This window comes from Methylobacterium sp. WL103, from assembly GCF_008039885.1.
GTDB lineage: Bacteria > Pseudomonadota > Alphaproteobacteria > Rhizobiales > Beijerinckiaceae > Methylobacterium > Methylobacterium cerastii.
In genome coordinates this window covers 1-964 of the sequence record NZ_VRUX01001003.1, presented here as the reverse complement: position 1 = coordinate 964, position 964 = coordinate 1, and the positions used below count along the sequence as shown (strand labels likewise).

The window sequence follows — 964 nt, the reverse complement described above, 5'->3', positions numbered from 1 at the left end:
GGCCGGGGGCGCGGCTCGCGCGAAGGAGCCGGCGGGCGGCCTCGGTGCGGGCCGATTCCGCCTCCGCGGGCGCGATCAGCCCACGTTGGAGGTCGCGCTCGATCTCGGCGAGCTGATCCTCGTAGAACGCCGTCTCGGTGACGGTGCCGGCCGCATCGGGGACGATGGCGACGCGGCGCGACATCGGCCAGAGCAGGGCCAGGACGGCCGCGGCGGTCATGCCCGCCAGAATGAACCAGATCGCCGTCATCACACCTTCGAAGCGGTCCCGGTTCGCCTGACGCGAGACCGCGGCCGCCTCATCCCCTCAGATTGTAAGACGGCCCTCGTCGGGACCGAATGGCCGTCGGCCGGATCGTAGAGACCGGCCGCAGGCGGTACGATGCCCGCTCTCGGCGTCACGGTGTCACGCAAGTTTTTCGCGATGACAAGCTTTTCGCGACGACGAGGGCGCGGACCTTTCCCGAACGTCCGCGATCAGTGCCCGGCCGCGCCCTTGGGCAGGTCGCCCGGCACCTCCAGCACCGCGCGCAAGCCGCCCAACGCCGCCTGCTCGAGGCGGAAGCGGCCGCGATAGAGGGTGGCGAGGTCCGCGACGATGGAGAGGCCGAGGCCGGAGCCGGGCTTCGATTCGTCCATGCGTCGGCCGCGCCCGAGCACCGCCGAGCGCGCCTCCTCCGGCAGGCCGGGGCCGTCGTCTTCGATCGCGACGAGAAGGTGGGGATAATCGTGGGCCTCCACCGCCTCGGCCCGGATCGCGACGCGGCCGGCGGCCCATTTCGAGGCGTTGTCGACGAGGTTGCCGACCATCTCCTCGAAATCCTGGCGCTCGCCGCGGAAGCGCAGGCCCGCCGGCACGTGGACCTCGTAGGCGATGTCCTTGTCGCGGTAGATCTTCCCGAAGGTCCGCACGAGGCCGGCGAGCGCCGGCTCGACGTCGGTCGAGGTCCCGAGCGTGCCGGCG

The 964-nt window shown here is 71.8% G+C and carries 2 protein-coding genes; both read right to left on the bottom strand.

All coding sequences use genetic code 11. The annotated features are described in order from the left end of the window. On the bottom strand, nucleotides 1–250 hold a 250-nt coding region (ccmI, locus tag FV222_RS27355; RefSeq protein WP_147816270.1), incomplete at its 3' end, for a c-type cytochrome biogenesis protein CcmI. 227 nt (nucleotides 251–477) lie between these two features. Beyond that, the coding region (locus tag FV222_RS27350; RefSeq protein ID WP_246685708.1) for an ATP-binding protein at nucleotides 478–964 on the bottom strand (487 nt) is incomplete at its 5' end.